This window comes from Streptomyces sp. NPDC107517 (assembly GCF_055582645.1).
Genome location: NZ_JBVJPM010000043.1, coordinates 1 through 24,574, shown reverse-complemented (window position 1 = coordinate 24,574; position 24,574 = coordinate 1). Strand labels below are relative to the sequence as shown.

Annotated in this window: 29 protein-coding genes and 2 pseudogenes; 20 read left to right on the top strand and 11 right to left on the bottom strand. The window is 68.3% G+C overall.

The genetic code is table 11. The features are described 5' to 3' along the window. Positions 1-330: 330 nt before the first annotated feature. The 11 genes from ACZ67T_RS42470 (at position 331) to ACZ67T_RS42420 (ending at position 7,808) form a co-directional block, all read left to right on the top strand. A complete protein-coding gene (locus ACZ67T_RS42470; protein WP_469991944.1) occupies positions 331-759 on the top strand; it encodes a hypothetical protein in 429 nt (142 codons plus the stop codon). Between the two features lie 215 nt (positions 760-974). Next, positions 975-1,607, top strand: coding sequence for an ATP/GTP-binding protein (locus ACZ67T_RS42465; RefSeq protein WP_469991943.1), 633 nt, complete (start codon positions 975-977; stop codon positions 1,605-1,607). 21 nt (positions 1,608-1,628) lie between these two features. After that, positions 1,629-2,330 carry an SAF domain-containing protein gene (locus ACZ67T_RS42460; RefSeq protein WP_469991960.1) on the top strand — a complete coding sequence of 234 codons (702 nt, stop codon included), beginning with the start codon at positions 1,629-1,631 and terminating at the stop codon, positions 2,328-2,330. Further along, positions 2,330-3,160, top strand: coding sequence for a hypothetical protein (locus tag ACZ67T_RS42455; RefSeq protein WP_469991942.1), 831 nt, complete (start codon positions 2,330-2,332; stop codon positions 3,158-3,160). The genes ACZ67T_RS42460 and ACZ67T_RS42455 overlap by 1 nt, the downstream gene beginning before the upstream one ends. Continuing rightward, positions 3,150-4,679 carry a CpaF family protein gene (locus ACZ67T_RS42450; protein WP_469991940.1) on the top strand — a complete coding sequence of 510 codons (1,530 nt, stop codon included), beginning with the start codon at positions 3,150-3,152 and terminating at the stop codon, positions 4,677-4,679. The genes ACZ67T_RS42455 and ACZ67T_RS42450 overlap by 11 nt, the downstream gene beginning before the upstream one ends. Next, entirely contained in the window at positions 4,676-5,614 is a 939-nt protein-coding gene (locus tag ACZ67T_RS42445) for a type II secretion system F family protein (RefSeq protein ID WP_469991939.1), read from the top strand. The genes ACZ67T_RS42450 and ACZ67T_RS42445 overlap by 4 nt, the downstream gene beginning before the upstream one ends. Next, a complete protein-coding gene (locus tag ACZ67T_RS42440; RefSeq protein ID WP_469991938.1) occupies positions 5,611-6,495 on the top strand; it encodes a hypothetical protein in 885 nt (294 codons plus the stop codon). The genes ACZ67T_RS42445 and ACZ67T_RS42440 overlap by 4 nt, the downstream gene beginning before the upstream one ends. Continuing rightward, on the top strand, positions 6,492-6,650 hold the full coding sequence (locus ACZ67T_RS42435; protein WP_469991936.1) for a hypothetical protein: 159 nt from the start codon (positions 6,492-6,494) through the stop codon (positions 6,648-6,650). Before ACZ67T_RS42440 ends, ACZ67T_RS42435 begins: the two co-directional genes overlap by 4 nt. Before the next feature lie 5 nt (positions 6,651-6,655). After that, on the top strand, positions 6,656-6,868 hold the full coding sequence (locus tag ACZ67T_RS42430) for a hypothetical protein (RefSeq protein WP_469991959.1): 213 nt from the start codon (positions 6,656-6,658) through the stop codon (positions 6,866-6,868). Continuing rightward, on the top strand, positions 6,868-7,302 hold the full coding sequence (locus ACZ67T_RS42425; RefSeq protein ID WP_469991934.1) for a TadE family protein: 435 nt from the start codon (positions 6,868-6,870) through the stop codon (positions 7,300-7,302). Before ACZ67T_RS42430 ends, ACZ67T_RS42425 begins: the two co-directional genes overlap by 1 nt. Then, positions 7,278-7,808, top strand: a complete 531-nt coding sequence (locus ACZ67T_RS42420; RefSeq protein WP_469991932.1) for a TadE family protein — start codon at positions 7,278-7,280, stop codon at positions 7,806-7,808. Before ACZ67T_RS42425 ends, ACZ67T_RS42420 begins: the two co-directional genes overlap by 25 nt. Positions 7,809-7,828: 20 nt before the next feature. On the opposite strand, the gene ACZ67T_RS42415 is transcribed toward ACZ67T_RS42420, so the two are convergent. Together ACZ67T_RS42415 and ACZ67T_RS42410 are read right to left on the bottom strand one after the other, a co-directional pair. Further along, positions 7,829-8,164, bottom strand: coding sequence for a hypothetical protein (locus tag ACZ67T_RS42415; RefSeq protein ID WP_469991930.1), 336 nt, complete (start codon positions 8,162-8,164; stop codon positions 7,829-7,831). A 27-nt stretch (positions 8,165-8,191) separates the two neighbouring features. After that, entirely contained in the window at positions 8,192-8,314 is a 123-nt protein-coding gene (locus ACZ67T_RS42410) for a hypothetical protein (protein WP_469991928.1), read from the bottom strand. A gap of 33 nt (positions 8,315-8,347) precedes the next feature. Between ACZ67T_RS42410 and ACZ67T_RS42405 the strand changes: the two genes are divergently transcribed. The 3 genes from ACZ67T_RS42405 to ACZ67T_RS42395 all read left to right on the top strand — a co-directional run bounded on the left by ACZ67T_RS42405 (position 8,348) and on the right by ACZ67T_RS42395 (position 13,204). Next, complete coding sequence (locus ACZ67T_RS42405) at positions 8,348-8,803, top strand: pilus assembly protein TadG-related protein (protein WP_469991927.1); 456 nt, start codon at positions 8,348-8,350, stop codon at positions 8,801-8,803. A gap of 1 nt (position 8,804) precedes the next feature. Then, the gene (locus ACZ67T_RS42400; protein ID WP_469991925.1) at positions 8,805-12,155 is read left to right on the top strand and encodes a LysM peptidoglycan-binding domain-containing protein; all 3,351 of its coding nucleotides are present in this window, start codon (positions 8,805-8,807) and stop codon (positions 12,153-12,155) included. A gap of 410 nt (positions 12,156-12,565) precedes the next feature. Further along, on the top strand, positions 12,566-13,204 hold the full coding sequence (locus ACZ67T_RS42395; RefSeq protein WP_469991923.1) for an HAD family hydrolase: 639 nt from the start codon (positions 12,566-12,568) through the stop codon (positions 13,202-13,204). Here the strand turns inward: ACZ67T_RS42395 and ACZ67T_RS42390 are convergent. The 3 genes from ACZ67T_RS42390 to ACZ67T_RS42380 all read right to left on the bottom strand — a co-directional run bounded on the left by ACZ67T_RS42390 (position 13,140) and on the right by ACZ67T_RS42380 (position 14,171). After that, positions 13,140-13,367, bottom strand: coding sequence for a transposase (locus ACZ67T_RS42390; protein WP_469991921.1), 228 nt, complete (start codon positions 13,365-13,367; stop codon positions 13,140-13,142). The two genes, ACZ67T_RS42395 and ACZ67T_RS42390, sit on opposite strands and share 65 nt — an antisense overlap. 241 nt (positions 13,368-13,608) lie before the next feature. Then, positions 13,609-13,812, bottom strand: a complete 204-nt coding sequence (locus tag ACZ67T_RS42385) for a hypothetical protein (protein ID WP_469991919.1) — start codon at positions 13,810-13,812, stop codon at positions 13,609-13,611. Further along, positions 13,809-14,171: a hypothetical protein gene (locus ACZ67T_RS42380; RefSeq protein WP_469991917.1), complete on the bottom strand. Its 363-nt coding sequence runs from the start codon at positions 14,169-14,171 to the stop codon at positions 13,809-13,811. Before ACZ67T_RS42380 ends, ACZ67T_RS42385 begins: the two co-directional genes overlap by 4 nt. A 224-nt stretch (positions 14,172-14,395) precedes the next feature. On the opposite strand from ACZ67T_RS42380, the gene ACZ67T_RS42375 reads away from it, so the two are divergent. Genes ACZ67T_RS42375 through ACZ67T_RS42365 form a run of 3 tightly spaced genes read left to right on the top strand, consistent with a single transcriptional unit; the run spans position 14,396 to position 16,031 of the window. Continuing rightward, positions 14,396-14,656, top strand: a complete 261-nt coding sequence (locus tag ACZ67T_RS42375) for a hypothetical protein (protein WP_469991915.1) — start codon at positions 14,396-14,398, stop codon at positions 14,654-14,656. Next, on the top strand, positions 14,628-15,155 hold the full coding sequence (locus tag ACZ67T_RS42370) for a DUF6879 family protein (RefSeq protein WP_469991913.1): 528 nt from the start codon (positions 14,628-14,630) through the stop codon (positions 15,153-15,155). The genes ACZ67T_RS42375 and ACZ67T_RS42370 overlap by 29 nt, the downstream gene beginning before the upstream one ends. 24 nt (positions 15,156-15,179) lie before the next feature. Next, entirely contained in the window at positions 15,180-16,031 is an 852-nt protein-coding gene (locus ACZ67T_RS42365; RefSeq protein WP_469991911.1) for a helix-turn-helix domain-containing protein, read from the top strand. Positions 16,032-16,116: 85 nt separating this feature from the next. Here ACZ67T_RS42365 and ACZ67T_RS42360 read toward each other — a convergent pair whose 3' ends face one another. From ACZ67T_RS42360 to ACZ67T_RS42350, 3 genes are all read right to left on the bottom strand, one after another. Continuing rightward, positions 16,117-16,365: a type II toxin-antitoxin system RelE family toxin gene (locus ACZ67T_RS42360; RefSeq protein WP_469991909.1), complete on the bottom strand. Its 249-nt coding sequence runs from the start codon at positions 16,363-16,365 to the stop codon at positions 16,117-16,119. Continuing rightward, complete coding sequence (locus ACZ67T_RS42355; RefSeq protein WP_469991907.1) at positions 16,362-16,631, bottom strand: type II toxin-antitoxin system prevent-host-death family antitoxin; 270 nt, start codon at positions 16,629-16,631, stop codon at positions 16,362-16,364. Before ACZ67T_RS42355 ends, ACZ67T_RS42360 begins: the two co-directional genes overlap by 4 nt. 377 nt (positions 16,632-17,008) lie before the next feature. Next, the gene (locus ACZ67T_RS42350; RefSeq protein ID WP_469991905.1) at positions 17,009-17,752 is read right to left on the bottom strand and encodes a hypothetical protein; all 744 of its coding nucleotides are present in this window, start codon (positions 17,750-17,752) and stop codon (positions 17,009-17,011) included. 406 nt (positions 17,753-18,158) lie between these two features. Here ACZ67T_RS42350 and ACZ67T_RS42345 point away from each other — a divergent pair. Then, positions 18,159-19,778: pseudogene (locus ACZ67T_RS42345) on the top strand (IS4 family transposase). Positions 19,779-19,966: 188 nt separating this feature from the next. Here ACZ67T_RS42345 and ACZ67T_RS42340 read toward each other — a convergent pair. Together ACZ67T_RS42340 and ACZ67T_RS42335 are read right to left on the bottom strand one after the other, a co-directional pair. Beyond that, positions 19,967-20,305 carry a thioredoxin family protein gene (locus ACZ67T_RS42340; RefSeq protein ID WP_469991903.1) on the bottom strand — a complete coding sequence of 113 codons (339 nt, stop codon included), beginning with the start codon at positions 20,303-20,305 and terminating at the stop codon, positions 19,967-19,969. A gap of 557 nt (positions 20,306-20,862) precedes the next feature. Next, positions 20,863-22,002, bottom strand: a complete 1,140-nt coding sequence (locus ACZ67T_RS42335; RefSeq protein WP_469991901.1) for a PucR family transcriptional regulator — start codon at positions 22,000-22,002, stop codon at positions 20,863-20,865. A gap of 87 nt (positions 22,003-22,089) precedes the next feature. On the opposite strand from ACZ67T_RS42335, the gene ACZ67T_RS42330 reads away from it, so the two are divergent. Then, a complete protein-coding gene (locus tag ACZ67T_RS42330; RefSeq protein WP_469991900.1) occupies positions 22,090-23,145 on the top strand; it encodes a ferredoxin reductase in 1,056 nt (351 codons plus the stop codon). A 7-nt stretch (positions 23,146-23,152) separates the two neighbouring features. After that, positions 23,153-24,271 (top strand): fatty acid desaturase family protein, encoded by a 1,119-nt coding sequence (locus ACZ67T_RS42325; RefSeq protein ID WP_469991899.1) that lies wholly within the window; start codon positions 23,153-23,155, stop codon positions 24,269-24,271. Positions 24,272-24,356: 85 nt separating this feature from the next. On the opposite strand, the pseudogene ACZ67T_RS42320 reads toward ACZ67T_RS42325, so the two are convergent. Beyond that, positions 24,357-24,482, bottom strand: a pseudogene (locus ACZ67T_RS42320) (transposase); the annotation flags it as partial. Positions 24,483-24,574: the final 92 nt, after the last annotated feature.

Sequence of the window (24,574 nt, the reverse complement as noted above, 5' to 3'; positions counted from 1 at the left end):
ATGCGTAACCTCACGACTACAGAAGCGAATCTCCGCAGCTCGACCGTGCTGCGCGCGAGGTCGCCCCACACGGCGCGACCGCAGCAGGAGCTCGATTCGCCGAACGCCGTACGGGGAGGAACAGTGGCTGGCGCCGCACGACCGATGGGCCATTCCGAGGTTCGCAGCTGGAATCGAAACCGGATCCCCATTCTTTTTCTCGCGGTAGCTGCACTCGCTGCCGTATCGGGATGCAGCAGCGACGACGGGGCAAGCCAGAGTTCCAAGCCGTCGACACCACCGACCACGAAGTCGCCAACGGCTACGGCCTCCACGGACCCAGACGCTGCCTTGAAGAAGGATCTGCTCGAGGTGTACTCCCACTACCGGGAGGAGCAGGCTGCGGCCTACGCCAAGGCCGATGCCAAGGGCACCGACATCAGGAAATACGCCACTGCAGAGGCGTACGGAAAGGTGATGGGTGACCTCCTGAGCCTTCGCAGCGCCGGCAACGTCGGCAAGGGGGCACCGATCAGCAAGGGCCCTCAGGTCATGAGCTTGGAGCTGAGCGCCAAGACGCCCAAGGCGACGATAAAGGACTGCCTGGACGTGTCCAACTGGAAGGTCATGAACCGCAAGACCGGCGAAGTGCAGCCATCCCCGAAGAACACGCTCAAGCGGCACATTAACGACGTCAAGCTCGAGAAGTGGGGGACGAAGTGGTTCGTGGTATCCGACGAGGCCAAGGCAACCGCGTGCACCTCCGCAGCCTCCTCTTAGTCCTGGCTCTTACCTGCGCCTCCCTCGTGTTCGTCGCTCCCCCAGCCCTCGCTGAAGGACCTGGCGGCGGAGATGTCGGGGATTGCCGAGGCGGTTTCCAGGACGTCTGTGTGACGGCTCGCTCGCCGAAGACTCCCGGTGCACACCACGACGCCCCGAGGGGCACTTCTGGGAAGCCGTCGAAGCCTGGGAAGCCGGTCTGTGAATCACAGCGCATGGAGCCGCAACCGCCTGCCGGTGACCCCAAATGGGAAGGGCACAAGCCGGACGATGGCGCCGTCTACACCCGCGTCTGCCTGGGGGGTCCCAACGCCCAACCAGCACTCGACATTTTCTGGGCGGGTAACCCTCCAGGGGCCAACGCCATCGACCCGGCCGTCGTGGCGCAGATGGCCGTGGACAAGATGAGGCTGTCCGGTCCCGATATCGCCAGTCCACGGGCGGCCGGAAAGTACACGGTGGGCGTGCCGGTGTGGCTGTGGGTGCACCAGTCGCCGAGCACGTTCGGCCCGAACTCGGCGACGGCCTCAGCCGGCGGGGTGACGGTCACGGCCACCGCGAAGGTGAAGCGCATCGTGTGGCGGTTGGGCGACGACGGCACGGTGACGTGCGCTGGTCCGGGAACGCCGTACAAGGCCTCCTACGGCATGAAGGACTCGCCGAGCTGCGGGCACCGCTACACGAAGACGTCAGCTGATGCCCCCGGCGGGAAGTTCGGACTGACGGCGACGTCGACGTGGGTTGTCGACTGGCAGGTGGCGGGCGGTGGCGGGGAGGCAGGCCAGTTGACCGAGGTCCGGCAGAGCCAGGCACGGGTGGCTGTGGGCGAAGTGCAGGTTGTCGGCTAGCCCCTTTCGAAAGGGATGAACGTGAGCAAGACACAAGAGCGTGCCGTGCCCGTGGGCGGCATCCCTGCGCCGGGGCAGCCCGCTGGTCCGGTAGCGCCGCCGCGGGTCTCGGCCCGTCGGCGCCGGCCGGGGCTGATTGCGCTGTCGCTGGCGCTGATCGCCGCGGGTGGAGCGGGAGTTGTGGTGCTGGTCCTGCAGGCCGGTCATCGCACTCAGGTCGTCACCGTGACGCGCGACGTCCAGGTGGGCGAGGTGGTCACGGAGGCAGATCTGGGGCGGGCCTCTGTCGCTTTGGACCCGGCGGTCAAGGCCGTGACCGCGAACAACCTGGATTCGGTGGTCGGCAAGCGGGCCGCGGTGGAGCTGCGCCCCGGCTCGCTGCTTTCTCCGTCGCAGGTGACTTCCCGCCAGGTGATCAAGCCGAACGAGCAGCTGGTGCCCGTCGGACTCAAGCCCGAGCAGGTCCCCGCCACGGCCCTGGCCCCCGGGCAGAGGGTGCGCCTGGTGCACGTCCCCGCCCAGGGCGAGGACACGACGACCGGGACGAAGGAGCCGACACCCGAGTCGGTTCCGGCCCGGGTAGTGAAGGCCGGCGCCGCCGCTCCGGGAACCGGGGTCGTGGTCGTCGACGTCGCAACGGCGGCCTCCGACGGTCCGCGGCTGGCTGCATGGGTGTCGTCGGGCAACGTGCGGCTCGTGCTCGATGCACCGGGCGGCAGCTGATGAGCGTGATCGCGCTGGCGGGCTGCAGCGGCGCGCCGGGGGTGACCACGAGCGCGCTCGCGCTGCTGCTGTCCTGGCCCCTGCAGCCGGGGCGCCGGATGGTGCTCGCGGAGTGCGACCCGGACGGCAGCGCCGTCCTGTACGGGTTGCTGCAGGGGAGCGTCGGGGACCGCTACGGGCTGCGGAATCTGTCGGTGGCGTCTCGCAAGGGCGAGCTGGTCGAGGCTTTTTGGCGTCAGCTCATCGATGTCAGCGCCGAGGAGGGCAAGCCGTCGCCGCACAACCGTCTGGTGTTGCCCGGCGTGACGGATCCGGCTCAGGCGGCCGGGCTGGGACCGGCGTGGGAGGCGATGTCGCGGCTTTTTACGGGGATCGGCGAGCAGCCCGTTGACGGTCACGACGTGCTGGTCGACTTGGGCCGCAATGGTGCGTTCGGGCCGTCTGCGGTGCTGGCGCAGCGGGCGGATGCGCTGATCGTCGTGGTGCGCAACACGGTGCGGTCTTTGCAGGCGGCGCAGGTTCGCATCGAGGCCTTGGAGGAGCGGATCGGCAATGTCGGGGTGTTGATGATCGACGAGGGGCCTTATCCCGCTGGGGAGGTCCAGCGGGTGCTGCGTGCCCCGGTGGTCGCGACCCTGCCTTACGTTCCGCGTGAGGCGAGGGTCCTGTCCGACGGGGCGGAGCAGCCCCGTAACTTCACCAAGTCGCCGCTGATGAAGGCGGCTCGCTCGGCGTGCACGGTCCTGGAGCAGCGTGCCGCGATGCGCCGGGCGCGACTGGCTCCGCGTTACGCCGGGCCGTCGGGAGGGGCGGTGGGGCATGCGGGGTAAGCCGGTCCACGCCGACCCGACGGTGCGCCCGGCGAGCCCGGGCGGACATTCTCTTGTGTCGCGCTGGCAGTCCCAGGTGAACGGCACCGTGCCTGCCCCTGCTTCCGCGTCGAGCGCATCGGCCCTGGGCGTCGAGCTGCCGCAGGTCACCGTCAATTACAAGGTGGCCCAGCACATCAAGTCCCAGGTCTCCAAGCGTCGCGAGGAACTCCTGAAGGTCGAGCCGACGCTCGATCGGGCCGGCGAGGAGCAGCGCTGCCTGGACTGGATCAACGAGGCGGTGGCCCTGTGGTCGAGCGCCGAAGCCGCCCATACCGGGGTGAGCCCGACCGCGGCTGAGGACGACGCGTTGCGTCGTGCCGTGTACGACTTGCTGTTCCGCGCCGGGCGCCTGCAGCCCTACCTGGACGATCCGCGGGTGGAGGACATCTTCATCAACGGGCCCGCCGACGTGTGGCTCGACTACGGAGACGGGCAGCGCCGGCGGGTCGGTCCGATCGCCGACTCGGAGGAGGAGCTCCTGGAGCTCCTGCGTGAGCTGGCCCGCGAGTCCGGGCACAGCGAGCGGACCATTTCCACGGCGAACCCGCTGCTCGCGCTGTCCATGGCCGACGGGTCCCGGTTGCAGGCGATCACGGCGGTGTCCCCGACGACGTATGCGGTGATCCGCCGGCACCGGGTCAAGAACGTGAACCTGGATGGCATGGTCGAGCTGGGCGCCATCGACCCGATCCTGGCCGAGTTCCTCCGCGCCTGCGTGAAGGCCGAGAAGAACGTGATCATCGCCGGGAAGCAGAAGGCGGGTAAGACCTCGCTGATGCGCGCGCTCCTGAAGGAGTTCGACCCCGACGAGCGGTTCGCCACCATCCAGAGCGAGGACGAGTTGTTCGCGCACTCCAACGGCTACCACACTCAGGCCCTGTCGCTGGTGGCCCGCGAGTCCAACGGCGAGACGGGCGCGAACGGGCGCGGGGCCGGCGAGGTCACCCTCCTCGACCTTCTGCACCCCGCACTGCGCATGTCGTTGGAGCGGATGGTGGTCGGCGAGGTCCGCGGCTGCGAAGTCGTCGCGATGCTGCAGGCGATGTCGAACGGTGCCGGCGGCAATCTGTGCACCATCCACGCGCGTCGTCCCGACGTGGTCTTCGACCGGATCGCCGAGCTGTATGCGCTCGCGCAGAGCAACCTGTCCGAGAACAACGCTTACCGGCAGATCGCCAACGGCCTGGATTTCGTTGTCTTCGTCTCCATGATTGATGAGACGAAGATCGGGGGGAGCCGGCACCGGTTCGTGTCCCACATCGTGGAGATCACGGGTGTTGGCGAGTCCGGCCGCCCCGCTACCAACGAGATCTTCGCCCCGGGGAAGGCGATCGGCGAGGAGCGGGGTGTGCCCACGGGGACGCATCCGGAGTGCATTGACGATCTGCGCCGGGTCGGGTTCGACTCTGAGCTGCTGCTGCACCCCTACGGTGCCTGGCAGCAGCCGCTGCCGCTGAAGGTGGTGAGCGGCACGTGACGCTCCTGTGGGCCGTGCTGAGCGGTATGACGGTGATGGGCGGGCTGGCCGCGCTCACGGCCGGCATTGTCGGCACTACAGCGCCCAAGAAGACCCCGGGGCACGCTGGTTGGCGACGCTGGCAGGCCACATTCGCCGGGGCCGACTCCACCCAGCTGCGGATGCAGCGCCGCACCCGGGCCGCGGCCGCTGGCGTGTTGTGGCTGGGGATCTGGCTGCTCAGTGGGAACTTCGTCGCCGGTGGGCTGATCGGCGTGGCGGTGGTCGGGGTGCCGTGGCTGCTCTCGCCGGACCAGGCGACGAAGGTCCGTATCGGGCAGCTGGAGGGACTGAGTGAGTGGACCCAGCGCCTGGCCGGTCTGCTCAGGCTGGGCATGGGCCTGGAACAGGCGATGATCAGCAGCCGGAAGGCGCCGCCACAGGAGATCGCCGAGCAGGTCACGACGCTGTCCGACCGACTGCGGATGGGGTGGCGGCCGGAAGAGGCGCTGCGCGCGTTCGGCGATGAGCTGGACGATGTCACGGCCGACAAGATTGTCGCCGCTCTCATCCTGGCGGCCGCCGCCCGCGGCGACGGTGTGGCCGCGGCCCTCGAGGAGCTCGCCGCGAGCGTGCGTGAAGAGGTCGCCAAGAAGCGCAACACCGAGGCCGACCGGGCCAAACCGCGCACGACGGTGCGCTGGATGACGCTCATCACCGTGGGTGTCATCGTCGCCGGGTTCTTCGTGCCCTCCTACACCGCCCCCTACGCGACGCTGCTGGGACAGCTGGTGCTGGCGCTGCTGACAGCCGGGTTCATCGCCACGCTCGTCCTGATGCGGCATCTGGCCCACTACCGGCGCGTCCCGCGCTTTTTGGCCGTCGATCCCGCCAGCACGGTCCGCCTGCCCTCCGCATCTGTGGCACCCGAACCCGAGAAGGCGGCGCTCCGATGAACCTGACACCCATGGTCCTGGCCGGCGGCGCCGTCGGTGCGGGCGTCGCACTTTTGACGCGTGAACTGCTGCGCCCGCAGCCGGCCCTGGCCGCCGCGCTGCAGCGCACCGAGCAGTTCGGTTTCGCTGTCGCCGAGCCGGCCTTGGACCGTGAGGAAGTGTGGGGGCGCTGGCTGCTGGCACGCATCGGACGCCTGCCGGGCGTGCGGATCCCGACGCAGAACCTGGCGCTGCTCGGCCAGGGCCCGGGCCGCTTCCTCCTGATCAAAACGCTGCTCGCCGCGCTGGGACTGCTGTGCCCGGTACTGGCGTGTGTGCCGTGGATCTGGGCGGGGATCTCCGTGCCCTTCTACGTCCCCGCCGCCGTGGGCCTGGGCGCGGCCGCACTGCTGTGGATCACCCCCGACCTGTCGGTACGCGACCAGGCCAAACGCGCCCGCGAAGAGTTCGCCCACGCCATGGCCGCCTACCTCGACCTGGTCGCGCTCAAAAGGAAAGCCGACGCCGGCACCGCGACCGCACTGGAAAAGGCCGCTGAAGTCGGCCGCGGCTGGCCCTTCGTCTACGTCCAGGGCGCCCTGATGCGCGCCCGCCTGGAGAAGATCCCGTCCTGGCAGGCCCTGACCGACCTCAAGGACGAGTACGACCTGCCCGTCCTGGGTGACATCGCGGACATCATGCGGGGCTCGGACACCGACGGCGCCGCCGTCTACACAGCGCTCCGTGCCCGCAGCGCCGCCCTGAACTCCGAACTCCTGGCCGAGCAGGCCGCCGAGGCGAACACCGCCAGCGAGAAGATGACCGCCCCCGGCGCGCTCCTCGCCGTGCAGGTGATGCTGCTGATGGCGTTCCCCGCAGTGATCCGCATGCTCTCCTCATGACCCGCCGGACAGAGCTCCCCGTGAATGACAAGCAGCCTCAGGGCGGTTCCATCCCGCTCGAGGCCCTCGTCGTGTGGGCCATCGTCATCGCCATCGCGGTGACCCTCACCCTCGTGGTCACGATCGCCGACCCCTTCCACCTTTCTGGAGCGTGAACACCGTGAAGCACACCGCCCGTCACTACTCCCGCCTCGCCGGCCGCCTCCAGTGGCTGCAGGCCCGCCTGGAAGAGGCAGCCAAGCGCCCCGACCGCGGCGACATCTCCATCACCACCGTCATCATCTGGGTGGCCTCCATCACCGGCGCTCTGCTGATCGCCGGGACCATCGCCCTGGTCATCTCCAAGTACAACGGCAAACTGGCCGGCATCTGATGCCTGCCCGGGCACGGCTGACAGCCTCGTGGCACAGGCGACGACGGTTCCAGGACGACCGGGGCGACACCAGCATTCAGATGGCCATCGTCTTCCCCTTCGTCCTGCTCCTCACCATCGCGGTCATCCAGGCATCGATGTGGTACTACGCCCGCCAGATCGCGCTCACCGCCGCCCGGGAGGGACTCAGCGCGGCCCGCTCCTACCAGGCGGGACCCGAAGAAGGCGCGGCACGAGCCCGCGACGTCCTTCACCGCACCGCGGGCGACAGCCTGATGTCGTCCAGCGTGTCCACCACCGGCAGCGGCCCCCAGCGTGTGCGTATCGAGGTGTCCGGGACGGCCCAGTCGATGCTGCCGGGCGTGCCCGGCCTGCCCATCACGCAGTCCGCGTCGGGAACAGTCGAGCGATGGACGACCCCGGAGACACCGTGAACCCGCTGATTTCCAGGATCCGTTCGACCCAACTGGACCGGGGCAGCGCGGCCATCGAGGCCGCCATCATCCTGCCCTCCCTGCTCGTCTTTGTGTGCCTGGCCATCGCGGGCGGCCGGCTCGTCATGTCCGGCTCGAAGGTCGACGCCGCGGCGCAGGACGCGGCCCGCGAGGCCTCCATTCACCGCACTGCCGCCGCCGCCCAGGAAGCCGCCCGTGCCGCCGCCACCGAGTCCCTCGCCGACCAGGGCATCACGTGCGCGAGCAGCAGCGTGAGCATCAACACCGCGGGCCTGTCCGTGCCCATCGGACAAGTCGCCACGGTGTCGGCGACGGTGAGCTGCACCGTCGACCTGTCCGACCTGCTGCTGCCCGGAGCTCCCGGCTCGCGAACCATGCAGTCGACCGCCACCTCGGTCGTGGACCAGTACCGGCAGAGAGCTCTTGGGTTCGCGAATTCTGAAGTGCTGTGGAGTACGAACCGAAAGGCGGGTGCTGAGCAGTGAGCGCCCGAGGGTACGTGGGTTCACGCTCCGCGCGTCGAGCGTGCTCGAGCTCTTGCCTGGCAGGAGGCCCGTGCGGTCCGCCAGACGATCTCGAACTCTTGGGCGGTGAGGTCCTGCGGATCGTGGGGGTCCCACTCGTGGACGGGAACCTCCGCCGTGACACCGAAGGTCTCCTCGTGGTCTGCGAGAGTTCCGGCCTGTTGGGCGGCTTCCCACTCGGTCAACGAGGCCGCGGCTATGGGTTTTTCGAGTGGTCCTTGAAGTTCCACCTGGCGGGTGACCCAGCTGCCGGCGTCGACCTCGAAGTAGAACCAGGTGTCTTCTTCGGCCCAGTGGCTACGGAACCAGCGCGTCATGGCGTCATTGTCCGTGATGGCGCTGGGTCACGTAGACGGGAAGGCATCACCGAAGCCGGGGTGGTCGACGACGTCGGTGTAGCGGAGGCCGGCGTTGATGGACAGGCCGAACATGTCGTGCAGGCGCTTGGCGTCTCCGCGGCTGCCCAACCGACGAGTTTTCCGACAAAAGGGCGACTGACGATGAGACGACAGCCGGCCTCTGCCCGGCAGACAACGGACCTTGACGACCGTGGCGGCGTCACCGTCTTCGTGGCGGTCTGCGTACTCGCGCTGCTCGGCATCATCGGCCTGGCCGTCGACGGCGGCGGCAAGATGCGCGCCACCGAACGCGCCGACTTCGTCGCCACCGAAGCCGCCCGCGCCGGCGGCCAGGCCATCGACCCCGCACAGGCCGTGCCCGGCAAGACCCTCACCGTCGACCCCCAAGCCGCACAGGCAGCCGCCCAGGCCTACCTGCGCTCCGCGAACACCGCAGGCACCGCCACCGTCTCCGCAGACGGCAAGACCCTCACCGTCACCACCCAGGACACCTACGCCACGAAGTTCCTGTCGGTGGCGGGCATCGGCTCCATGGCCGTGACCGGGCATGGAAAGGCCACCCTCCTGCACGGCATCACCGCACCCGAAGGACCCTGACATGCCCCACAACGCAGCCCCCAACGGCGCAAGCCGCACCATCGCCGCGGTGCTGCGCGCCCTCGCCAGCCTCGCCGTACTGGCCACGGCCCTCGTGGGCCTGCCCGTCTTGCTGATCAAGGCCACCCCCGTCGTCTGGGCAACCAGCCACGACGACCTGGCCCACCTGATCGACCGGCAGGACACCGGCGGCGCATTCCTCCTCCTGCTGATCGCCGTCGCCTGGCTCGGCTGGGCAACCTTCGCGTTCTGCACACTGCGCGAAATCCCCGCTCAACTGCGCGGCCGCGCCTGGAACCCCCCGCGCGGGCTCGGCTCCTCCCAGCGCCTGGCCGCCGTCCTCGTGGGCAGCATCCTGGTCCTGCTGCCCACCGGAACAGCGCTGGCCACACCCGCGACCGCCACCCCGGCCGCAACCGCCACCCACGTGCCCGCACAGACGCCGCAAGCGCCCGAACCGCCGGCGCACGCACCATCCGCTGCGGCCCACGCGGCTGACGACACCGCGCCGCATGACACGGTCCGCGAGGTCCGGCCCGCCGAGAGCCTGTGGAGCATCGCCGAGCGGGAACTCGGTGACGGCGAACGCTGGCGCGACATCGCCGCCTTGAACGACGGACGGACCATGAGCGACGGCAGCACCTTCCACGCCAGCACCTTCCTGCAACCCGGCTGGCAACTCCGCATGCCCGACACGTCGGACTCCGGGGCCAACGCTCCCGCCAAGCAGGGCAAGCAGACGCGCAGCGTCACAGCGAAGCAGGGCGACACCCTGTGGGGAATCGCCGAGGCGGAACTGGGCGACGGCGCGAAGTACCGCGAGATTTTCGACGCGAACAAGGGCGCCGAACAGCCTGGCGGCACCACGCTGACGGACCCCGATGACATCCGCGCCGGCCTGAAACTCGACATCCCCCAGCCCGCCGCGCCCCACACGCCGCCCGAGAAGGCGAAGCCGCACACCACGCCGCCCAGCGGACCGGACGAAAACGCCGCCGCCGACCAGGGGCCGGGCCAAGGCACCGGCACGGGCGGAGAGGAAACACGGCCTGCGCCGCATGCATCAGGGCAGGAGACGGCGCCCTCAACACCTGCCAAGTCCCCGGAACACGAGACGCCCCGGGAACAGGACCGCGGACAGCGTCCCGTGGCGCCGCATACGGCCGAGCCGGAGAAGCCGACCGCTGCCCCGTCCGTATCCGCCAAGCCGTCGAAGCCGGAGGCGCCCGCAACAGCCCCGACGAACACCCCGCACGACGCCACCACCGGCGCCGGCGAGAGGGACGAATCCCCCGTCGGCGTACGGGAGACTGCCGGGATCGGCATGCTGCTGGCAGGCTCCCTGATCGCCTCCATGGGCATCAAGCGCCTGCTGCAACGACGCCGCAGGCGCCCCGGACAGACCATCGCGATCGCCGAGCAGCCGACCCCCCTCGAGCAGGTCCTGGAAGCGAGCGCCGAACCGGGCAGCGTCGAACTGCTCGACACTGCGCTGCGCACCCTGAACCACCACGCCCAGCAGGACGGCCGTGCCCTGCCGGCGATCCTCGGCGCCCGCATCACACACCGCACCCTCGACCTGCTGCTCGACACCGACACCGAGTCGCAGACCGCCACCGGCCCGGTCCAGCCCTTCATACAGCACCAGCACAACCCCCACTGCTGGACTCTGGACCGCAGCCACGAGCTCCTGGACCACGCCCAAGCCCGCGCGATCCCCGCCCCCTACCCGGGCCTGACCACCATCGGGACCGACCCCGACGGCAACCACCTCCTCCTCAACCTCCCCGCCGCCCGCGTGCTGCTCCTGGACGGCGAAAGCGACGCCGTACGCGACACAGCCCGCGCCCTCGCGCTGGAAGCCGCCACCAGCACATGGAGCGATGGCGCCGACATCCTCACCATCGGCCTCGGCACCGAACTGCCCACCCGACTCCCCCAAGGCCGCCTGCGCGCGATACCGCACCTGCGCGCCGCACAACGCGACCTCGGCGAACTCCTCCTGAAACACCACCAAAACGCCGACGAAGACGAGACCGCGCCTCTTCCGTGGCTGCTGATCTGCGCCGCAGACGCCGCTGCGGAAGACGCCCAGCACCTCGCGGACGCGCTCGCCACAGCCCACAACCTGCCCCTCGCCCTGGTGCTCCCCGCCCGCAGCGCGCACCACGCCTTCCCCCACGCCCAACGGCTGACCGTCGGATCGTCGACACCGCAGCGCCTCGACCTGCTCGACACCGACGTACTCGTACAGTCGATGACCGACAGCGAATACCACGACCTCATCGGCGTGCTGAACATTGCGGAAGAACCCGCCCGCCCCGCCGAAGGCCCCTGGCAGCTGGTCCCGGACCTCACCCTCAACCAGCCCCAGCCCCAGCCCCAGCCCCAGCCCGGCCACTGGCCCGCCTCACCCAGCGCCGTCCCGGACACACCCTTCACCGCACTGACCGGCACAACATCCCTGCGCAACATGCCGACCCCGCAGCACGCCGCCGAAGACGACTTGGCCCACGGCCCCGCCACAACGCCCGGACCAGAACCTGTACCCGCACCCGCCGAACAGCCGCCCGCGCAAGCCGAGGAAGACGAAAGCGAAGCATCGGGGGCCGTCGATTTGCACGCCCCCGACATTCAGGTCCTCGGCCCTGTCACCGTTGCAGGCATCGAGGCCTCCGGGCACGGCTTCAAACTCGCCCAGCTCGCCGCCCTGCTCTACTTCAAGCCCGGCATCAGCAGCGACACCGCACGCGAGGCCATGGACCCCCGCAAGCCCTGGTCCAAAGCAACCCTCCAGTCCCGCATCTCCGAACTGCGCAACCGCCTGGGCACCGACGTGGACGGCAACCCCTACCTTCCCCGGGACCGCACCAGCACCTACCGCCTCTCCCCCACCACCCGCTGCGACTGGACACGCTTCACCCAGCTCGCCGAACGCGGACTCGCCAAAGGCCCGCAGGCCGGTGCCGGCATCGCGGACCTGGAGGCAGCACTCGACCTGGTGAAGGGCCGCCCGTTCGGCGGCGCCGACCTGGCCTGGGCCGCCGCCCGCACCCAGGAAATGCTCGTCCGCATCACCGACATCGCCCACACCCTGGCGACCTGGCACCGCACCGCGCCGCGCCCGGACCTCACCGCCGCCCGCCGCGCCGTCACCCGCGGACTCGACATCGACGACAGCGCAGAAACCCTCTACCAGGACTGGATGCTCATCGAAGACCAGGCAGGCAACCGCGCCGGCGTCAACGCCGCATACGAAACCCTCCGCCAAGTCAACAGGCGCCTCGAAATCGGGATAGAAGGCGAAACCGAGAAACTCTTCGACACCATCATGAACCGAACCGCATCCTGAAGCGCGGTCGTAAGACCCGCAACTTCCAGGCAGTAAAGGCGGATCGGTGACAACGAGTTGGCGAACGTAGGCCCCGCCGGCCTGCACCTTTCGCCGAACGCCGAGCGGTTCCTCAACCCCGAGCGTATCAACCCCCGGATGTCGACCTGATGGCTTCGATCACTTCCTGCGACAGCGTTTGTTGACGAGTTCTGACGTCAGCGTCGGGCCGAGGGCTTCGCGGATCGTCACGAGTTTTAGCGGCACTTGCTGATTCGGGCGAGTCGAGTCGGCACCTCGCGACAGGGCTGTCACGAGGTTCCAAGATCGCTTGACCTTGCCCCAAAGGGAAGGGCAACAGTTTCTCCTGAGATCACATGAGCGGGCTATGTGTGTGCTCGCTGGCCATGCAAGACGAAGAGGGGGGTCGCGTGACCGAGACCTGCGTCATTCTCGATATCGGTGGCGTGCTGGAGATCACGCCGGAAACGGGGTGGGTGCAACGGTGGGAAGAGCGGCTGGAGCTGCCGCTGGGGACCGTCAATGAGCGGATGCGCGACGTGTGGCGTGCTGGAAGCGTCGGGAGCATCAGCGAACGCCAGGTGCACGAGCAGGTGGCATCTCGCCTGGGTCTCGAGGCGCCCCAGGTCGAAGCCTTCATGGCTGATCTTTGGACGGAATACCTGGGGACGCCAAACGAGGAACTCATCGCACATGTGCGAGGGTTGCGGCAAGACTGCAGGCTGGGCATCCTGAGCAACAGCTTCGTGGGGGCCCGAGCGCGGGAGACTGCGCTGTATCCCTTCGACGACCTGGTGGAGCAGATCGTCTACTCGCACGAGATCGGCATCAGCAAGCCTGCCCCGCGAGCGTTCGAGGCCGCATGCGCCAGCTTGGACGTGCGTCCGGAGAACTTTCTCTTCATCGACGATGTCGCAGTCAACGTTGAGGCCGCTCAGGTGACGGGCATGCAGGGGCATCTATTCGAGGACAACGCCCGAACGATCACTCGCATCGCAGCACATCTGGACGCTGGGCCCCGAGTTCCAGGGAGCGTCCCGCTCGGCTGACGTCGGCCTGGTCCTGCTTGACCCAGTTGCGCAGCCCTTCCGCGCTGACCCCGAGTTCCCGGGCCACCTCCGTGACCGTCTTCCCGGACGAGCGGACCAGCGCGACCGCGTCCCGCTTGAACTCCTCCGAGTACCGCCTGCTGCGGTTGCTCTTACTTCCCACCTGGCAATACTTCCTCTGGAACCTCACGTCCCAGTCTCCAGGTGTCCAACATCAAGGGGAAGCTTCAAGTCGCCGGATCCATCGCGGCAGTATGACCACCATCAACAAGCGGCGACCAGCGAATATCCCGCCCGAGCACCGCCCATCACAACACCCCGGGCTGGTCAACACTCGTCGCAACACCCCAGATCAGCTGCCCCCGAGACGGAGCTACACCCACCATCAATGGCGGACCGAGCCGTTAGTCGGCCTGTGTCTCGCCCGGCCTGCGCGGCCAGCTCGTGCCGGCGCGGAAACCGTGGGTGAGTGGGCCGCTGTAGAAGTGCTTGTGCTCGCCACCGTGGTCGGCCGAGAGGGTGCAGCGCCGTGCGCTCTCGGGTTGCCGGATGAAGCAGATGCCGGGGATCTCCACGTGCTGCTGTAGCGCTGTTGGCTTCGCGCTCATCGCCGGGCCTGCCGCATCACTAGTCGCAGCCATGTGCCGTGAGCGCAGACCGTCGGGTCGTCGGTGCACTGCTCGCAGTTCTGCGTGTGGTCGAGCTGCGCGGGATAGACGTGCTGGCGGGCACAGGGCTGACAACTGCGGGGGAACCAACGCGCGCGCGTGCCGTGGAATGAGGCGCTGCGTTCGCCGAGGTCGATGACCGAACCGGTGCCGAGGGTGACCGCGCACCATACGCAGTCGCGCCCCCGGATCTGAGGCTCTGTGAGCTTTTCGGGTTCGGGCAGCAGCGTTGCAGGGCGGTCCGCGGCGAGGGCCGTTCCGCCTCTTGCCGATGTGATGTGGTCCGGAATCTCGGCCATGTCGACGCTCCCGGTGATGTCGGCCGACCCCGGGGGCGTTCGCCGCCGGGCTTTGTTGTGCTTCCCGACGCTAGGTGCGTGGTGTGCAGCCCAGCCAGCGATGTGCAGATGTTTGCACTATGACGTCTCTAGCTGTGGGCATGTCGCGTTTGCGCTCTTGACCGGCGCGCCCGTCTGCATGACAGTGGCGCAAAGGTCTGCACATCACGTGATCGGAGATAGGCATGCCGCTACGGTTCATCGGGATTGACCCCGACACGAAGACCGAAGACTCTCCTACTGTCTGGGTCGACCAGGAGAATCACGAACTCGTCTTCCAGGGCTGGAAGCCCAGCGCTGAACTTGAAGCCGAGTGCGCAGCCTTCGAGGTACCGGGACACGCTGTGGGAATCCCGGACGACGAGGCCGTGATCCGAATCCCCGCGAGGATGGTGCACATGATCAGGGAGGCTTGCGATGCCGCCGAGCGTGCCGACGATCGCTGAACTCATGGGCGGATGCACACGATCCGCCGTGCACCTTGAAATGCGGGACCAGTACGGAACCGCCGCTGAGGCCGACGACTTCCGGGCATGGATAGAAACTGGCCGCCTCGACACCGACCCGACATCCTCGGACTGGGCTCCCTGGGTCAGCCTCGTCTCGCAAACCGTCGCGCGCGGCGTCTCGGTGCGGCGCGCCCGCATCGTGTCCGAGCCGGTGACCGACTACATCCGCTACGAGCACGCTTCGACCGTCGTCAACGTGCATGCGGGCGAAGACGTGCGCTGGCTCCCACGCCGACGCGCCTCGGATATTGCGCTACCCGGAAACGACTTCTGGCTGTTTGACGACCAAGTGATCCGGTGGGGCTACTTCTCCGGTGACGGGGCCATGGTCGGCCATGAGACCTCCGAGGACCGCGGCACCGCGAAGCTGTGCGCCGAGGCGTTCGACGCTGTCTGGAGCCGGGCCGTCCCTCACAACCTCTACCAGATCCTCTGATCAGAAAGCACCGGCAGCCAGCCCATGCCCGCCTCTCCTTCATCATCTGCCCAGGCCGCGCGTGAAGCCGTCGCCCATCGGCTGCGCGACCTACGTAAGGAAGCTGGCTTGACGGTCGTGCAGTTGGCTGCCGCGTGCAGCTGGCACTACTCCAAGACGTCGCGTATCGAAAATGCCCTCACCGGGCCCTCAGCGACCGATATCCGCCTTTGGTGCGCTGCCGTCCGAGCGGAGGACCAGGCGCAGGATCTCGTCATCCAGTCCGTCAATGCCGAGTCGATGTACCGGCAGTGGCGCGACCGGGTCCGTACCGGGCTGAGGCCCATCCAAGAGAGCCGCACGCGGACCTACCGCCAGACGGAATGTTTCCGTATGTATTCCTCAAGCCTCGTGCCCGGCCTGCTCCAAACGGAGGGCTACGCGCTCGCCGTCCTCGGCATGGCGGCGAGCATTCACCATCTGCCCAAGGACGACAGTGTGGAGGCCGCGCGCGCCAGGATTGAGCGCTCGCGCATCGTCCACGACCAGGGGCACCGGTTCGTCGTGGTGGTTGAAGAGCCTGTGCTGTACTGCCAGGTGGCCGACCCGGCTGCTATGGCCGCGCAGCTCGGCTATCTCCTCACCGCCGGCGCACTGCCCGCTGTCTCTCTGGGCATCATCCCGATGGCGGCCCGACGGTCACACTGGCCCGAAGAGACGTTCCACATCTACGACGACCGGAACGTCTCGGTCGAGCTGGTGTCCGCCGGGGTGAACGTCACGCAGCCCGGCGAAGTCGCTCAGTATCTGGAGACGTTCGAACGACTGCGCAGCATGGCCGTCTATGACGCGGACGCGCGAGGCCTGATCGTGAAAGCCATTGACGCGCTCGGCTGACGGCCTGCGGATCGGCTACCCAGGCACATGAAACGGACCGGTGCGAACGGCAGTTGATACCGTTCGCACCGGTCCGCGTTGGTGCTTATGCCGTGAATCCGACGTGCTCCATATGAAGGGTGCGGTTCGCGTCGTCGATGCGATACAGGAGCCGCCAGCGGCCAACGCGCAGGCGGCGGTGGCTGGTTCCCCACGGAGTGCTGCCCGCCGGTTTCGGATCCTCGGCGAGCATGTCGCTTGCCGCGAACACCTCATCCAGCATGTCGGGGCGTTCCTCCAAGAAACGCACCGTGGCGTCGACTGCGGACGGCTCCCAGGTGACGGTCCAGCTCACCGGGCGGCACCGCGCTCAGCGGCCTGCCGGAACAGAGCGCGGGCATCGGTGTCGGCGACGGGTGCAATCTGCGCCCCGAGCGCACGGTCCCGTTCGAGGCGGGCCACGGCCAGGGCGTCCTCCATGTCCTCCAGCTCGGCCGGGGAAATGAGGATGGCGGTGGGCTGGCCGCGGTCAGTGAGAACCACACGTTCATGCTGGGCAGCGCGGCGGGCGAGCTCTCCGAGCAGGCCGCGTGCCTCAGTGATCGGATATGAAACCGTCATGCATCTACAGTACACTTAGTGCACACTTCATAGAGGTGGCTCTGCACCGCCGGCCGCGCCCGAATCATGCACAGGCACCCTCCTGAACGGGCCGTTTTCGGGCTCCGCCGCGGGGCGCACGTAGACCTTCCGAGGGCTGGCGGAGCCCTACAACCCGGCGGCCTGCCTCCTGGACCCCCTCATCCGTCGCCCCCTTTCTCGCGGGCTCGGGAAACGCCAAACACGAACCGGTGAGACCTACCGGCGGACTACTTGCGCCCCGGTGTCCCGCTCGACCTTCGCAGGGCGCCGCCGGGAGCCCGAAGCCGGTCGGGCGCGGCACGTGCTGCGTGGTGGTCGGGATCGTCTGGCAGGGTGACCGACTCCTGCCCCTCCTCCTACTGCGGCGGCCAGCCGCTGTAGGGCGCCTGCTGCCCGTATTGCGGGGGCTGCGGCCCGTACTGCGGAGGTTGCTGCTGTCCGTACTGCTGGTGCTGCGGTGCGCCGTGCGGGGGCTGGGCCTGGCCGCCGTACCCAGGCGCCTGCTGTGCGTACTGCTGCTGCGACTGGCCGTGCTGCGGCTGGGAGCCCGGCGGCAGGTGGAAGACCTGGCCGGGGGCGGGCTCGTGGCGTACGAAGCCCGCCGCCTGGAGGTACGCGCCGGCCTTCTTGTGGCGCAGGAAGTTGATCCATATGCCGACGCCGGCCAGGACGGCCATGCCGCACCCATAGCCGAGGGCGAGGCCCGGAGAGCTGCCCAGGAAGGTGAGCGAGCGCAGGAACGCCAGGAGGACGATCACCCCGACGACCGGCAGCCGCTTCAGCAGCGCGGCCTTGCCGCTCAGGTCGAACAGCACGCGCTTCTTGTTGAGTTCCAGCGTTTGCGGCGGGATCCCGGGCATCTGCGGGGCGTACGGCCAGTACTGCGCGGCGCGCGCCTGCGCCTGCGGGCTCGGGTCGAGGGTGAAGATCAGTTTGATGGAGAAGATCTCCTGCCGGGCTCCGGCGTACTGATAGCCGAAGAGCTCGGCGGTGGACACCAGCGTCGCGAGCCGCTTCATCATCGACATCTTGGTCGTGAACTCGAACGGCATGCCCCTGCGCATGTGGTCGAACAACTGGGCCGTCTGGCGATCTGCCATGCGTCTTCCGTCCCCCGTCTTGGCGCGCCCAGCACTGCCGCACGCCGCCGCTGTGGCAAACATTCAGGAGGGGCAGCTTAGCCAGCCATGCTGTCCAGGACACCCCCTCACCCTTCTGGAAGGCTGGAGTCCTACGCGCCGAGGAACACCGGGTTCGTGAACGCCGCGAGCGGACCCGGCAGGCCCGGGACCACCGGCGCGTGCCGAGCCTCGGCCCGTACGTAGGCTGAGTTCAACGAGGTTCTCGCGTCGGGGCGCACTGAGGCCGAGGAGGAGCGGTGGGCCTACATCATCCAATGCCACGAAGTTAAGGCCCAGTTGACGTTGTCAAGCACGCGCACTGCATGAGGCTGGCCTCTGCTGTCCAGGGGATCGACCAAGATCTTCCTGAGAGAACAGAGGCCCTGTGGCGCAGTCTGTCACCTACGGAATTGATGACGTGTTCGCACCGGGGCATGTCGGTGAATTGACACAGGTCATCCCGACCGAGCTGGTGGATGCGATGTTGGACGAGACCGGGACTCGCGAGCGACGGCTGCGCAGTCTCCCCTCACGCGTCGGGGTGTACTTCGTGCTCGCGCTCGGGTTGTTCGAGCACTTCGGCGCCGGGCTGGTGTGGGGCAAGCTCGTGGCCGGACTGGACGCTGCGGTGCCGCAGACGTCGGAGAAAACCCTTCGTGATCTGCGGCGGAGGATCGGCGTCGCCCCGTTCCAGCGGCTGTTCGAGGTGTTGGCGGGCCCGTTGGCCCAGCCGTCCACCCCCTGAGTGCGCTACCGCCTCTGGCGGACGTCGCCTTCGACGGCTGTGGGAGCCTGAACGTCCCCGACCACGAACGCAACCGGTCCTGGCTCGGCCGTACGGAGCGGCGGCCACGGCCCCTCCGGTTACCCCCGGCTGATGCTGATGACCTTGTGCGAAACCGGCACCCGCGGCCTGATCGCCGCCGCCTTCGGCACCGCCTCGAAGGGCGAAACCGACTACGCACACGACTTGGTCAACCACTTGACCTCGGACGTGCTCCTGCTGGCGGACCGCGCCTTCGACAGCAACAGACTGCTCGCAGACATCGCGGCTCAGGGAGCACAGTTCCTGATCCGTGCCACCAGCACCCGGCGCCCGCCGGTGCTGGCGCTGCTGCCCGACGGCTCGTACCTCACCCGGATCGCCAGTGTCCGGCTCCGGGTGATCGAGGCCGAGGTCCGCTCCCGTACCGCCGGTGGCGGCGACTTCGGCGGAACCTACCGCCTGCTCACCATATTGGTCGACCACCGCGCCGACCCAGCAGACCGCCTGGTCGGCGTCTACCACGAACGCTGGGAGATCGAGACCACCTACCTGTCACTACGTCATACCCTGCTCAAAGGCCGCGTTCTACGGTCCAAGGACCCGGTGGGCCTCACCCAGGAAATGTGGGGACTCCTGACCATCTACCAGGCCCTGCGCTCGATGATGGCGACCGCGGTGGAAACAGTGCCCGGCTGCGATCCCGACCGGTCCGGCTTCACCGTGGCCCTGGAGGCCGCGCGCGACACGGTCGTCAGCGTCGCCGGGACGACCGCAGCCGCAGCTTCGACCGGACGACCCGACCTCGTAGGACATATTGGCATCCGCGTTCTGCGAGCGTTGCTGCCCGAGCGCCGGATGCGGCTGTCCGCACGCATCGTCAAGTGCGGAACGTCCCGCTATGCCATCTGGAACCGCGATGAGCGACCTCGCGACGGCACGCCGATCACATCCATCGTGATCACCGTGCATCCACCCGCTCTCCCCACCATGCATGCCCCGGACCGGGCCGCCTCCGGCCGCTGGGGGCAGGTCTGCCGGATCCTGGCGGAGAACTCCAACCAGGCCATGCACGCCCGCGACACCGCAGGAAAGCTTGGCCTCACCAACACTGGACGCGTGCTCAGCGGCTTCAACGCGCAGCTCTGCAACTGGGCACGCAACGGCCGACTCATCCGCACGGCACCGAGTACATACAAGATCCTTCTTCCGGAGGTCTTGACAATGTCAACTGGGCCTTAACTTCGTGGCATTGGTCCAACATCTGGCGATGGCAAGTAGCCCTCGGGCTGCCCGCCCCGGCCCTGAAAATCGGTTGAGATACGGCTTCTCGGCCCAAGGTGTCTCAGGCGGTGCGGCTCCCATAGACGAGACGAGACGAGACGAGACGTGACGTGACGGGCGTCGCGGCCACGTGCCGCAGCGGCCGCTCAGAGGTGGCCGTCCAGGAACTTCCGTACCTCGGCGATGGTCATAGGCCCCGTGCCGTGCGCCACCACCTCTCCCTCCTTCAGCAGGACGTAGGACGGGGCTCCAGTGATCCCGTATCGCTCGGTTGCGGCCGGACAACGCGTGATGTCGGTGCGGACGACCATGAGGCGGCCCGTGTAGTCATCGGCGATGCCACCCACGACGAGGTCCATCACCCGGCAGGGCTCGATTGCCTTGGGCCATGTCCCGGTGAAGTATGCGAAGACTGGGACTCCGCTCATCCCGAGGATGAAATTGAACTCCGCGTCCTCACGGGGTCGGTGAACCCGCTTCGTCATGGAAGCTCCTGACCTCACGTTCCGTCTTTCCATCCCTATCATCCCTCGCGCGGTGTGCCAGGCCGGTCGGTCGTCCGGTTGACCTGTCGGAAGGGAGGCGCGGGGCCGTCGCAGAATCACGGTGGTCCCCGGCGCGAGCGGCCCGGCCCCCCGCCCCTGGTGACCCGGTCTGGCCGCCCCGCCGGGCACCCAGCTGCAGCCCGCCGCGCGCCCGTGGGTCAGCTCATGCCAGGACAGCGCCCTCGACGACGACGTGAAAGCTGTTTTCTAGGACATAGCGGCCCAGATCACCGACCAGATGCTCGATGAGCGCGTCGACGAGCGGGCCGGTGCGCATCGTCCAGCGGATCCAGTCGAGCCGTATCCGCCACCGCGCTTCTCAGAGACAGCGCCCCCGACGGGCTTCCCGAGGCCTTGTCTGTTCTTCACATCAGCCCCCGGTCTCAGCTGGCTAGTACCGCTCTTTCCCGGGCCGCATGAGCCAGGTGGTGGCACCAAGAACGAGGCACGATTCCTGGACCGCTCGCGGACGCGGTCGTGGACGGTCGAAGTATGCGTCAGCCGACCCGAAGACCCACCGCCAGCGTCAGTTCAAGGACCCGGTGCGGCGATGCGAGATCCGGAAACACCTCCCGCAGCTGCGACATCCGGTACCGGACTGTCTGGGGATGGACGAACAACGCCGCCGCCACCTCGTCCCGCCTGCCCTGGTGCAGCAGCCACGCCCGCAACGTCTCCTCCAGCCGCCGTGCGGTCGCGACAGGCAAGGTCCGCAACGGTGCGAGGGCTCGGGCACGCAGGTCTGCGAACGCGTCCACGTCGGCGCTCAGCACCAGCTCCGGCAGGTGGTCCTCGGTGTCGCAAATATCGGAGGAGAGGGAGCGCGCGCGTACGGCTCGTGCGTACGAGGCGGACGCACGAGTCCATGGCCGGGCCGGGCCGACCACGGCGGTGCGGTCGGTTAGCTGCCGCAAGAGATGTGATCGGTCGGCATCAGGGACGAGCAGCACACCGGTGGCGTCCGGCAGATCGTCGAGGACGAGGGTGCTCGGGTCGAGCGCGCGGTAGGCAGGCCGGGCCTGGGCGGCGGGGAGCAGGACCGCGGTCAGTGAATCCGGAGGCTGCCACCCGGCTCGTTGTGCGGAGGCCAGCAGTACGTCCGGGCTCGCGCCGGCGAGGAGGTCGCGGGCCAGGTGTTCCAGGTGGAGCTCGTGGGCCCTGCCCCGGGCGGCCAGTTCGTCGGCGTGGCCCGCGGCGCTCGCGGCGGAGAGCTCGTCGATGTAGGCGAAGGTCAGCTCGGCGAACTTGGCGACCTCGGCGGCGGGCAGACCTGCGGGTACGGCACCCGCTGCCAGGCATCGCCAGGCCACGCGGGCGCCGACGCGGTAGGCGCTGAGCAGGGCGTCCATCGAACGGCCGTCGCGCACCTCGCCGCGGCCCAGCTCGTAGGCCGCGTCACCGGCGTCGCCGCCTGTGGCGTTCCCGCTCGCGAGGTCCAGGTAGTGCCCAAGGGCGGTGCGGACGGCTCGCCGGATGGTGCCGCCCATGCGGCCCGAAAGGGCGTTGGCGTAGGGAGGGACCTCGTCGATGATCGCCTGGACGATCTCGTCGGCGGTGGTCTTCAGCGCGGCCCGAAGTGCGGTGACCGTCGTCTCGTCCAGGGCCAGTTCGCTGGCCCTCTGGATTGCATGGCTCACTTTTTTGTTCCCTGCGAACAATCGGGTCGACCAGATTTACGTCTTGCGGTCAGGACTTTACGCCTTGAGGCGCAGCAGGCTGGGGTCATGACGAGTACGGCCCTCCGCAGTAGGGCGTGGAAACTGCTGGAGATGGTCACGACGCCGCTGTTGCCGTCGGACTACCTCGACCTGGTCAGCCCGCTGCGTGCGGGCGCCGACTTGCGTGGGCGCATCGAGGCCGTGCACCCCGAGACGGGTGACGCCGCGACCATCGTGATCAGGCCGGGACGGGGCTGGCGCGGCCACACGGCCGGTCAGTACGTGCGGATCGGGGTCGATGTCGAGGGGGTGCGCCTGTGGCGTGCCTACTCCATCACCTCGCCGACAAACCGCCCAGACGGCCGCCTCACGATCACCGTGAAGGCGATCCCGGACGGCAAGGTCAGCAACCACCTGGTCCGCAGGGCGACACCGGGCACGCTGATCCAGCTCGACCAGCCGACCGGTGACTTCGTGCTGCCGCAGGCCAAGCCCGCCAAGGTGCTCTACCTGACGGCCGGCAGCGGCATCACGCCCGTGATGGGCATGCTGCGCGACACCGAGCTCGACGACGCCGTCATGGTCCACTGCGCGCCACAGCCGCAAGACGTGATCTTCCGCAACGAACTGCACGACCTGGTCGCGGACAAGAAGCTGCGCCTCACCGAGGTGCACACCGACACAGACGGCATGCTCGACATCGCCCGTCTCGACGAACTCCTGCCCGACTGGGCCGAGCGCGAGACCTGGGCCTGCGGCCCCGCCGGCTTGCTCGACGCCGCCGAAGAGCACTGGACCGAGCACGGCGTCCAAGAGCGCCTGCACACCGAACGCTTCCGCCCCAGCATCCTCGTCGCCGGCGACGGCGGCGAGGTCACGTTCAGCGCCACCGGCAAGACCGTCGACGCGGATGGCGCCACGCCGTTGCTGGACATCGGCGAGGAGGCCGGCGTGCTCATGCCCTCCGGGTGCCGCATGGGGATCTGCTTCGGCTGCGTCACGCCGCTCAAGGCGGGCGCCGTCCGCGACCTGCGCACCGGCGAGATCACCGAGGCCGAGCCGGGCGTCCTCATCCAGACCTGCGTGTCCGCCGCGGCGGGCCCCTGCGACATCGAACGGTAGGAACACCTTGACCGCCATCGACCCCACCGCCCACCTGACCGCGGAGCAGATCGAGGAGCTCGGCCGCGAACTGGACGCGATCCGCGACGAGGTGATCGCCAGCCGTGGCGAGAGGGACGCCGCCTACATCCGCAAGGTCATCTCGGCGCAGCGCAAGCTCGAACTGGCCAGCCGGGGCGTGCTGCTGTTCTCGATCTTCCCGCCCGCGTGGCTGATCGGCACAGCCGGCCTGTCAGTGGCGAAGATCATGGACAACATGGAGATCGGCCACAACATCCTGCACGGCCAGTGGGACTGGATGCGGGACCCGAAGATCCACTCCACCACCTGGGAGTGGGATCACGTCTCGCCGGCCGACCAGTGGAAGCACTCCCACAACGAGCTGCACCACACGTACACCAACGTGATCGGCAAGGACAACGACCTCGGCTACGGCATCATGCGCGTCGACGAGGACCAGAAGTGGCACCCGTTCCACCTCGGCCAGCCGCTGTGGAACTTCATCAACGCCTGCTTCTTCGAGTACGGCATCGCAGCGTACGACCTGGAGCTCGGCAAGAACCTGCACAAGCGCCGCCGTAAGAACCCGGAGTTCCGCGCGCGGGCCAAGGCCGTGGGCCGCAAGATCCGCAAGCAGGTGCTCAAGGACTACGTGATCCACCCGCTCCTTTCGGGTCCGTCGTTCCTCCCCACACTCGCCGCCACATTCACCGCGAACCTGGTCCGCAACATCTGGTCCCACTCGGTGATCATGTGCGGGCACTTCCCCGAGGGCGTACAGGTCTTCGAGCGCCGGTCGATCAAGGGCGAGACGCGCGGCCAGTGGTACCTGCGCCAGATGATGGGCTCGGCGAACATCAGCGGCAGCAAGGCCATGCACTTCATGACCGGCAACCTGTCGCACCAGATCGAGCACCACCTGTTCCCGGACCTGCCGAGCAACCGGTACGCCGAGGTCGCGGTGAAGGTGCGCGCGCTGTTCGAAAAGTACGAGCTGGAGTACGTCACCGGGCCGCTGCCCAAGCAGGTGTTCTCCGCTTGGCACAAGGTCTTCCGGCTCTCGCTGCCGAACAAGAAGCCCAAGGTCAAGACGCCGGACCGCGAGCAGGAGCTCGTCGCGGCCTGATTCCCGGTATTGGTTCAGATCTTTCGGCCGTACCGGCGGCACCGCCGGGTTCGGTGAGATCCGTTGCGGACGGTGGGCGGCCGCGAATCCAGTGCTTGGCGCCCTCGCCGCCGTCACCGGCCCACAGCCCGAGGATGTCCCGCCGGCCCTCGGCCGTGACGGCCAGGGCCACGTAGATGGGCCGGTTCGCCACGGCGCCGTCGCGGATCTTGGTTCTGTCGACGATCTTGTGATGCGGACGGTCCGGACTCATCGTGCGAGCAAGACGCGTTTGCGAAGGAGATCGAGCCCGGCCCGGCCGAA

Bases quoted from the DNA above. Each gene is read 5' to 3' on its own strand.
- ACZ67T_RS42465 (WP_469991943.1), top strand. From the start codon at position 975: ATGGAGCCGCAACCGCCTGCCGGTGACCCCAAATGGGAAGGGCACAAG.
- ACZ67T_RS42455 (WP_469991942.1), top strand. From the start codon at position 2,330: ATGAGCGTGATCGCGCTGGCGGGCTGCAGCGGCGCGCCGGGGGTGACC.
- ACZ67T_RS42450 (WP_469991940.1), top strand. From the start codon at position 3,150: ATGCGGGGTAAGCCGGTCCACGCCGACCCGACGGTGCGCCCGGCGAGC.
- ACZ67T_RS42440 (WP_469991938.1), top strand. From the start codon at position 5,611: ATGAACCTGACACCCATGGTCCTGGCCGGCGGCGCCGTCGGTGCGGGC.
- ACZ67T_RS42435 (WP_469991936.1), top strand. From the start codon at position 6,492: ATGACCCGCCGGACAGAGCTCCCCGTGAATGACAAGCAGCCTCAGGGC.
- ACZ67T_RS42425 (WP_469991934.1), top strand. From the start codon at position 6,868: ATGCCTGCCCGGGCACGGCTGACAGCCTCGTGGCACAGGCGACGACGG.
- ACZ67T_RS42420 (WP_469991932.1), top strand. From the start codon at position 7,278: ATGGACGACCCCGGAGACACCGTGAACCCGCTGATTTCCAGGATCCGT.
- ACZ67T_RS42415 (WP_469991930.1), bottom strand. From the start codon at position 8,164: ATGACGCGCTGGTTCCGTAGCCACTGGGCCGAAGAAGACACCTGGTTC.
- ACZ67T_RS42405 (WP_469991927.1), top strand. From the start codon at position 8,348: ATGAGACGACAGCCGGCCTCTGCCCGGCAGACAACGGACCTTGACGAC.
- ACZ67T_RS42400 (WP_469991925.1), top strand. From the start codon at position 8,805: ATGCCCCACAACGCAGCCCCCAACGGCGCAAGCCGCACCATCGCCGCG.
- ACZ67T_RS42385 (WP_469991919.1), bottom strand. From the start codon at position 13,812: ATGAGCGCGAAGCCAACAGCGCTACAGCAGCACGTGGAGATCCCCGGC.
- ACZ67T_RS42380 (WP_469991917.1), bottom strand. From the start codon at position 14,171: ATGGCCGAGATTCCGGACCACATCACATCGGCAAGAGGCGGAACGGCC.
- ACZ67T_RS42375 (WP_469991915.1), top strand. From the start codon at position 14,396: ATGCCGCTACGGTTCATCGGGATTGACCCCGACACGAAGACCGAAGAC.
- ACZ67T_RS42370 (WP_469991913.1), top strand. From the start codon at position 14,628: ATGCCGCCGAGCGTGCCGACGATCGCTGAACTCATGGGCGGATGCACA.
- ACZ67T_RS42365 (WP_469991911.1), top strand. From the start codon at position 15,180: ATGCCCGCCTCTCCTTCATCATCTGCCCAGGCCGCGCGTGAAGCCGTC.
- ACZ67T_RS42355 (WP_469991907.1), bottom strand. From the start codon at position 16,631: ATGACGGTTTCATATCCGATCACTGAGGCACGCGGCCTGCTCGGAGAG.
- ACZ67T_RS42350 (WP_469991905.1), bottom strand. From the start codon at position 17,752: ATGGCAGATCGCCAGACGGCCCAGTTGTTCGACCACATGCGCAGGGGC.
- ACZ67T_RS42340 (WP_469991903.1), bottom strand. From the start codon at position 20,305: ATGACGAAGCGGGTTCACCGACCCCGTGAGGACGCGGAGTTCAATTTC.
- ACZ67T_RS42330 (WP_469991900.1), top strand. From the start codon at position 22,090: ATGACGAGTACGGCCCTCCGCAGTAGGGCGTGGAAACTGCTGGAGATG.